Below are 8,297 nucleotides of genomic sequence, written 5' to 3'. Positions count from 1 at the left end.
GCACCTGGCGTAGACACCTTCACGGCTTCACCTTACGCGCGCGCGTAAAGCATGCGCTAAACACCAATAAACAAAGGGATCAAGAGAGTTCCCTTTGTTCCTTTTTTATGCCCTTTTGCCAACCGAGCAAAGAGCAAAATAAGCCCGAATTTATTTATCAAAACAATATGTAATTATGAAGAAAAATCAAGTTGAATTAAAGCGTTATCTCGCACCCAAGTACGAGGTCATCCGGTTGGACAACGAATCGGCGCTGCTACTTGGCAGCGAAATCAAACCCACGCCGGGCGTCGGAAATCCGCCGATCGAGGTGGGCGACAACGACGAAGATGAAGAAGAATTAGAGTTCGATTAATTAAAAACAGAAAATGACAATGAAAAAGTACAGTAAATACCACTTTTCGGCCCTGCTACTGATGCTAGCAACGGGCCTCGCGAGCGTCTCCTGCGCCGACGAAGACATCGCGAAAGACCAGGAGAACAACGGCAAGAGCAATTTCAGCTTCTCCGTAACCGACGTGCAAGATGCTCCCGACGCCGACCTTCCGTCGCGTGCCACCGACGCGGAAACCTACCTCACGCACAGCATCGACTTCAACGAAGCCGGCACCTCCGACATCTGCCTGCAGGAGTCGACCGTCCCCGGCGTCAATCCGATGAAGCGCACCCCGCAGACCCGTGCGTGGCTCAAGAGCACCATCGACGCCAACTTCGGCGCCTTTGCCTGCAAGAACGGTTCGGCAGGTCCCGACTTCTTCTACAATGAAGAAGTAAACCGCCACGGCCAGATGGTCAGCCCCATCAGTTGGAGTCGTTCGGCCGCAACCCTCAAGTTCTATGCCGTTTATCCCTATATGGACGGCACGAACACGCGTCAGAAGCTCGTACAGGCCACCACCGGCAGCCTGCCCTACGTGGAGTTCGAGGCCTCGACTGACATCGCCAACCAGACCGACCTGATGACGGCCGAAACCGCCACGCTCAACTATACGGCTACGGGCGGCTCGCCCCACGTCGTACCCCTGAAGTTCTACCACGCCCTGACCGCCATCCGTTTCGGTATCGGCTCGAACCTCTCGTGGAACAAAACCATCAAGAGCATCGAGTTCCAAGGCATCTACAAGGCCGGCCACTTCGACCTGGCCACCAAAACCTGGAGCCACCAGAGCGGCGCGCAGACCTTCAAGCTCGACAACCTCAACCAGTCGACCTCCGGCACCCTGAACACCGTCATCGTGAAAGACGGCAACACCTTCCTGATGGTGCCCCAGACGCTTCCCTCGGGCGCAAAAATCGTGATCACGTTTGCCGACAACAGCCACATCACCGCCAACATCGGTGGCAAGACCTGGGCACCCGGTACGACCAAGACCTACATGATGACCGAGCGCAACAGCAGCTGGGAGTATAAGATTGAAGCCACTGACCCGGCCGACATCGCCTACGACCAGACGACGAGCACGACTCCCTATACTATCAAGAGCTATCGTAAAGACCCGGCGACCAACACCTTTCAACCGGTTAAATGGAAAGTCGTGAGCTACCAGGAGAGTGCTGACGGCGGTCTGACATGGGGAGCAGAAACGCAGACCAAGCTACATGGCTGACCAACCTGACCACCGAGAACGGCGATGGCGGAACAGCTGCCGAAAGTGGAACGGTAACTGTGACGAAAGATGTAACCGATCTGTTCGCCGCCCGCAACAATGCCTTGAAATCCGCTACGGCATTAGCTCCGCCGGCAGTCCCTACGACCTCTCCACCAAAGGTGGAAGCACAGCACGCAACACAGCCAACTCTTACCTTATCTCTGCCCCTGGCCATTATCGCATACCGCTTGTTTATGGTAATGCCATCAAGAACGGAGGCAATAACACAGGTGCTTACCAAACAGGTAACACAGCTCCCTATTGTCTTAACAAATTCAAAGACCACAACGACCAAGACATCACCGACCCTTGGATTGAGAAAACCAACGGTGGTGCCAATGCAGGTATCAATGGTGCGAAGATTGTTTGGGCTGACGAGAAAGACCTTGTCCACTTGTCTGCTTCTCCTATCAAACAAGATGGTGGTAATGCCTACTTAGACTTCGAAGTTAAGCAAGCCGACATCAAGAGTGGTAACGCCGTCGTAGCTGTAACCAAGAACGGCACCGTTGTTTGGTCTTGGCATCTGTGGTTTGCTCCTAAAGACGCTCTTAGTACCATAGCCGTTACTAACTATCAAGCAAGACCTACAACTTCACCAAAGAGACCCTCGGTTGGAAGCCTAAAGGTATGGTTTCATCTTACACTACTCCTCGTACTGTAAAAGTCAAGGTGGAACAAACCATCGCTAACGGTGGAGTAAAGCAAGTTACTATCATCAATATCACTCAAAACCCTGGTGGCAAGAAAGAAGGTATTGCTACCCTTTATCAATTTGGTCGTAAAGATGCACTTCCTGGTACCAATACTTTCTACCCTACAAATGGTTACTCTTTCGATAATACCACTGGCACTGGTGGTCGTTCTTTAGGTTACGCAATCCAGCACCCAGAGAATATGTTCATTAATGCTGGAGGTGGCGGAACAAATCAATACGACTGGTGTAATGCATCTTACTACAACCTTTGGTCTGCCGATAACACCATCACTGGTTACAACGACAACGCCGTAGTCAAGACCGTTTACGATCCTTGCCCTGTTGGCTTTAAGATGCCTGCAAGCAATGCCTTTACTGGTTTTACCAGCAATGGTCAGCAGCAGACCACAGCAGCTAATATCAATGCCAAAGAGATCAATGAATCATTGGACAAATTCATTGCTGCCTACGGTCTTAATTTCTATACCAATAGTAGTAAGAACGCAACCATCTTCTTTCCTGCTTCGGGTTACCGCGTCGGCATCGGCAGTGACGGTGGCTCGTTGTACCGTGTTGGGGACGACGGTTACTGTTGGTCGGCAGTTCCGTACTACACGGGCATCGGTTGCGGCCTGAACTTCTACTGGATCAATGTGCTCCCTCAGTACAGCGACGGCCGTTCGTACGGATTAGCGGCACGCCCCGTCTCAGAATAATTGATTGATTCGATTTATTCGGTTTATTGCCTGCGGCCTTCAAAGCCGCAGGCGTAAATACCGGTAAAAAAAGAGTTTTTCATGCTTCTGTACACTGCAGAAAGATAAAAAGTTGATTTTTCACGCTTCTGCACACTGCAGAAAGGCAAAAAACAGATTTTTCAAGCTTCTGCACGCTGCAGAAAGGCAAAAAAAGAATTTTTCAGGCTTCTGCACACTGCAGAAAGGCAAAAAGTAGATTTTTCAAGCTTCTGCACACTGCAGAAAGACAAAAAGTAGATTTTTCAAGCTTTTGCACATTGCAGAAAGACAAAAAATGAATTTTTCACGCTTTTGCACACTGCAGAAAGGCAAAAAAAGAATTTTTCATGCTTCTGCACGCTGCAGAAAGGCAAAAAACAGATTTTTCATGCTTCTGCACATTGCAGAAAGGCAAAAAATAAATTTTAGGCGCTTCTGAACACTCCGGCGAGATATTATCATTAATAAAAATGTAAAATTATGAAACAATTAAAGATTCAATTACCCAAGATGGTGCAAGTCGACAGCAGCTATTGCGGCAGGTACACCAACTCGCATCATCTGCAGTTCCACTTCAATGTGCACGAGCTGGTAACCGAGGTCGACAAACAGAAGTTGCACCTCTCGGACACCCTGCTGAAGGCCTGGGCCGAGTGCCTGGAACTGGAAACCGAGATCAACAAACAGGCCATGGCCACGACGCAGACCGACCGCATGGGCGAGCTCGACCGACAGCGCGACGACCTGCTGTCGAACCTTTTCTGGGTGGTCAAAGGGCAGCGGAAATCGCCCGTAGAGCTGGTGCGCAACGCAGCGAACGAACTCGACAAAGTGCTCGGCATCTACACCGGCATACAGTTTAAATCGGCCGACGACGAATCGGCGACGTGCGCGGCATGCTCAAGGATCTTGAACGACTCACCGACGAAATCGCGGCCCTGGGCCTCACGCCCGTCGTGACGGCGCTGAAAACGGTGAACGACGAATTTCAACGCGTGTACAAGGCGCGGCAAGAGAAAACGATGGATCTGAAACTGCCTCCGCTGGCCGAAGTCCGGCCGCAGACCGACGCCATATTCGCCGCCGTATGCCGCTACATCGAAGCCAGTCACCTCTTTTCCGAAGTGGCAGCCGACCGCACGATGATCGAACGACTGGTCGACCGCATCAATCAGGAGGCCGACCGCTTCAAGGCCACGCACAAACTCAGCGCGTCGCTGAAACTATCTGCGAAAGAGAAAAAAGAAGTGGAAAAACTGCTGCCGGCGTTCGAATCCGCCCAGGGCTTCGCTCCGCATTCGCTGTCGCTGACCGGCAAAACGGCCAAGGATTCGGATCATGCAAAACTCTACGAACTCGTTTCATTAAGCGGCGAATCCGTTTGGGTAAAGGTCGAGGGCGGTAAGCTGGTGAAAGTGGAGAAGGCGAGTTAAAGTGGGGAAATGTGAAAGAGTGAATTAAACCGGGGAAAACCGGGAAGGGTGAAAAGATGGGTGAAGGCTGTCTTTTCACCCTTTTGCTTTGTTGGAGGGAGGGGGAGGTTTTTGTTGGGGTTGATTTGAAAAAACAGGGTGGGACTGTGCGCCCATTACGGTGATTTTTCCTAATTTTGCAGCATTGAATCAGAAATACATGATAATTAAATTTAATCCTAATGACTAAGAAGATCTTTTCTTTGTGTGTGTGGTTGGCCGTTGCGACTACGTTGACGGCTCAAACGAAAGACGGCGGAATTTCTGCGCAGATGCTCAGGCAGATCCAGGGGGCGCCGCGTGTGAGTGTTGCAGACAAGGCGCTATCCAATGCGATTGCGTCTAACTCGATTGATGATTTGGCCCGGAACTTTGCCGCCCTGGGGCCGGTCGACACTTATTTCAGCGACGAGACGCCTAAGCAGAGCATTATGAATCAGCGCAGCAGCGGGCGTTGCTGGATGTTTTCGGGGCTGAATGTGCTGCGGGCTAACTTTGCCAAGGCGCATGCCGACACGTTGGCTGTAGAGTTTTCGCATGATTACCTCTTCTTTTATGACCAGTTGGAGAAGGCTAATCTGATGTTGCAGGGCGTGATCGACTGTGCCAAGAAGCCGATGGATGACACACGGGTGCAATTCTTCTTCAAGCATCCGATCAACGATGGTGGCACGTTTTGCGGCGTGGCTGATTTGGCCGAGAAATATGGTTTGGTGCCCAAGAGCGTGATGCCGGAGACTTATTCGGCCGAGAATACGAGTAGGATGGGGAAGATTTTGTCGTCTAAGTTGCGCGAATTTGGTCTTGAACTGCGCGGAATGGTCGGCAGCGGGAAGCCTGCGGCTGCGATCAAGGCCCGCAAGACAGAGATGCTCGGCACGATCTATCATATCTTGACGCTGACCTTGGGCGAGCCGGTCAAGTCGTTTCAATATGCTTTTAAAGACAAACGAGGACGCGCCGTGTCGCCGATGAAGACTTACACGCCACTCGATTTTTATCGCGAAACGGTGGGCGGACCGCTCAACGGCACCTTCATCATGGTGATGAACGATCCGCGTCGGCCTTATTACAAGACGTATGAAGTGGAGTGGGATCGCCACACTTATGACGGGCACAACTGGAAATATCTCAATCTGCCGATGACAGATATTGCCAACCTGGCCATCGCCAGCATCAAGGATGGGCGGAAGATGTATAGCTCGTATGATGTGGGGAAGCAGTTGGACCGCAAGCGCGGTTTTGCCGACATCGATAACTATCAATATGGCCCGCTCTTTGGCATCACTTTCGGCATGAACAAGGCACAGCGCATCGCCACATTCGATAGCGGTTCGACGCACGCCATGACGCTCACGGCCGTCGACTTAGATGCTGCCGGCAAGCCGCTGCGGTGGAAAGTGGAGAACAGTTGGGGCACCGGCGATGCCCAGAACGGTTATCTGATCATGACAGATCGCTGGTTTAACGAATACATGTTCCGTTTGGTGGTCGACAAGCAGTATGCTTCTCCCGAACAATTGAAGCAATATGCGCAGAAGCCAGTGATGGTGATACCCGAAGATCCCTTGTTCTGCGACGATAAATAATGATCGATATGAAGAAGAATATTCTGATTTTATTCGCAGCTTTATGGACTGCGAATTTCTCTTTTGCCGCAGATATCCATGTGAAGACATTCAGATATGCTGGTCCGTTTGCTTTGCAACAGCCATTGATGGTGGACAGTGTCAATCTGTCGGATAAGAAGTTTTCGGTCGAATCGCTCTTAGATACGCCTGTGAATCTTGATTTGGCGGCGTCGGGAACACCATTCAGCGGTGCGATCGTGCCCGGAGGAAACCAGAGGTATAATCTGAATCTTTTGGGTTTCACACTGAGCAACACGGGGTATGCCAAGGCTACGATCAGGTCGGCAAATTGAAACATTATGAACTATACGTGGACGGGGCGAAATCGGCAGGGAATACACTCACGCTGTTGCCTCGTACACACAACATTGTGATCAAGTATCTGGTGCAGAAAGGCCAACGCGATTCTCTCGATGTGACCGTATCATCGGATCAGTCGGCAGCGATAACCGTCAACGATGCGCAACGCATGTTTTCGCTCGACTGCGTATCAGACGGCAAATACGTGCGCGGCGTAGCTCTCTCGTATAGCGGTCGGTATCTGAAAACACTTTATTGCACAACGCTGGCAGGCGGAAAAGCGCAGTGGAAGACACGTATTTCTGAGGTGAAGACGGGTAGGACGATCGCCGATACCTATGACTATGTTTATTGGATGCCGAAGACCGACGCTTATTATTACACGCGTCAGGGCAACGGCGGACGCCTGCTTGTTGTCGTAGATGTGCCAGGGGGGCGTGAGCGAGTGATCGCCGAGAAATTGCCAGAGGGTAATTTTACGATGTCGCCGACGGCCGATTATGTCGTGATTCAGAAATATAACGAGGGCCCGAAGGAAGATAAGGAAGTCTATCAAATCCTTTCTCCCGAAGATCGTCAGCCCGGATGGCGCGACCGCACCAGTTTAGAGCGGTTTGATTTACGCACCGGATTGATTCAGCCACTCACTTTCGGATATCACAATGTGGGGCTTCTAGATATCTCGCATGATGGCCGTTACATTCTGTTTATGACTTCGCGGGAACGTTACATGCAGCGTCCCACAAGTTTGCGAACACTTTATCGACTCGATCTGAACACCATGCGGGCCGACACGTTGATCAAAGACGACGGCTTCATAAGCGATGCCAAATTTTCGCCCGACGGTCGGCAAATTCTCGTGATAGGTTCCCCCGAATGTCTTGGTGGCATCGGCAAAAACGTTCCCGAGGGTCGCATACCCAACGCGTATGATCGTCAGCTCTATGTGTTGACCATCGCCGACCGACAAGTGAAGCCGCTCACAAAATTCTTTAAGCCGTCGGTTAATCAAGCACTATGGAGTAAAGCCGACGGCAAGATCTATTTCACGGCCGACGATCGCGACTTTATCCATCTCTTCCAAGCCGATGCCAAGACCGGCCGAATCGATCAAATCGTTCAGCCCGAAGACCTTGTCACTCATCTGTCGATGGCCGATGGTGCGCCACTGTTGGTGTTCAATGGCGAGGGAGCATCCAATGCCGACCGCGTTTACACGGTCAATACAACCCGTCGGCAGGTTACGCTCGTCGAGGATATGAATCAATCAATTCTCAAAGGAGTGGAGATCGGGACGTGTAAAGCTTGGAACTTCGTGAACAGTCGCGGCGACACGATCTGCGGTCGATATTATCTGCCTCCCCATTTGGATCCGAACAAGAAGTATCCGCTCATCGTCAACTATTATGGCGGATGCTCCCCCACAAGCCGAAATTTCGAGACTCGTTATCCGCATCATGCCTATGCAGCACTCGGTTATGTCGTTTATGTCTTGCAACCGAGCGGTGCCGTGGGTTTCGGCCAGGAGTTTTCGTCGCGTCATGTCAATACGGCGGGCGACGGCGTGGCCGATGACATCATCGAGGGAACCAAGCGATTTGTGGCCGAACATCCTTATGTCAATGGCAAAAAGATCGGTTGTATCGGCGCTTCTTACGGTGGATTCATGACGCAATATCTGCAAACCAAAACCGACATTTTCGCTGCTGCCATCTCGCATGCAGGCATCAGCGATCACACCAGTTATTGGGGAGAAGGCTATTGGGGTTATTCTTACAGTGAGGTGAGCATGGCGGGAAGTTATCCTTGGA

At 51.3% G+C, this 8,297-nt stretch carries 7 protein-coding genes and 1 pseudogene; all 8 read left to right on the top strand.

Annotated elements, in window-relative coordinates; all coding sequences use genetic code 11:
- The first annotated feature begins 175 nt into the window (after window positions 1–175).
- A complete protein-coding gene (locus JCM12259_RS11915; protein ID WP_025066618.1) occupies window positions 176–355 on the top strand; it encodes a hypothetical protein in 180 nt (59 codons plus the stop codon).
- Window positions 356–374: 19 nt separating this feature from the next.
- The gene (locus JCM12259_RS17450) at window positions 375–1,607 is read left to right on the top strand and encodes a fimbrillin family protein (RefSeq protein ID WP_234396611.1); all 1,233 of its coding nucleotides are present in this window, start codon (window positions 375–377) and stop codon (window positions 1,605–1,607) included.
- Window positions 1,600–2,313, top strand: a complete 714-nt coding sequence (locus JCM12259_RS17445) for a hypothetical protein (RefSeq protein WP_234396610.1) — start codon at window positions 1,600–1,602, stop codon at window positions 2,311–2,313. The genes JCM12259_RS17450 and JCM12259_RS17445 overlap by 8 nt, the downstream gene beginning before the upstream one ends.
- A complete protein-coding gene (locus JCM12259_RS17440; RefSeq protein ID WP_234396609.1) occupies window positions 2,280–3,062 on the top strand; it encodes a hypothetical protein in 783 nt (260 codons plus the stop codon). The genes JCM12259_RS17445 and JCM12259_RS17440 overlap by 34 nt, the downstream gene beginning before the upstream one ends.
- A gap of 501 nt (window positions 3,063–3,563) precedes the next feature.
- Window positions 3,564–4,516 (top strand): annotated as a pseudogene (locus JCM12259_RS17790) (DUF6261 family protein).
- Window positions 4,517–4,737: 221 nt separating this feature from the next.
- Window positions 4,738–6,144, top strand: coding sequence for a C1 family peptidase (locus JCM12259_RS11890; RefSeq protein ID WP_025066615.1), 1,407 nt, complete (start codon window positions 4,738–4,740; stop codon window positions 6,142–6,144).
- An 8-nt stretch (window positions 6,145–6,152) separates the two neighbouring features.
- Window positions 6,153–6,479, top strand: coding sequence for a hypothetical protein (locus tag JCM12259_RS15935; RefSeq protein WP_148299626.1), 327 nt, complete (start codon window positions 6,153–6,155; stop codon window positions 6,477–6,479).
- A partial coding sequence (locus tag JCM12259_RS15420; RefSeq protein WP_051559364.1) for a S9 family peptidase occupies window positions 6,476–8,297 on the top strand: 1,822 nt, incomplete at its 3' end. The genes JCM12259_RS15935 and JCM12259_RS15420, both read left to right, overlap by 4 nt.

Source organism: Hoylesella enoeca JCM 12259 (genome assembly GCF_000613405.1).
Lineage (GTDB): Bacteria > Bacteroidota > Bacteroidia > Bacteroidales > Bacteroidaceae > Prevotella > Prevotella enoeca.
This window is presented reverse-complemented; position numbering and strand designations above follow the sequence as displayed.

Bases quoted from the DNA above. Each gene is read 5' to 3' on its own strand.
- JCM12259_RS11915 (WP_025066618.1), top strand. From the start codon at position 176: ATGAAGAAAAATCAAGTTGAATTAAAGCGTTATCTCGCACCCAAGTAC.
- JCM12259_RS17450 (WP_234396611.1), top strand. From the start codon at position 375: ATGAAAAAGTACAGTAAATACCACTTTTCGGCCCTGCTACTGATGCTA.
- JCM12259_RS17445 (WP_234396610.1), top strand. From the start codon at position 1,600: ATGGCTGACCAACCTGACCACCGAGAACGGCGATGGCGGAACAGCTGC.
- JCM12259_RS17440 (WP_234396609.1), top strand. From the start codon at position 2,280: ATGGTTTCATCTTACACTACTCCTCGTACTGTAAAAGTCAAGGTGGAA.
- JCM12259_RS11890 (WP_025066615.1), top strand. From the start codon at position 4,738: ATGACTAAGAAGATCTTTTCTTTGTGTGTGTGGTTGGCCGTTGCGACT.
- JCM12259_RS15935 (WP_148299626.1), top strand. From the start codon at position 6,153: ATGAAGAAGAATATTCTGATTTTATTCGCAGCTTTATGGACTGCGAAT.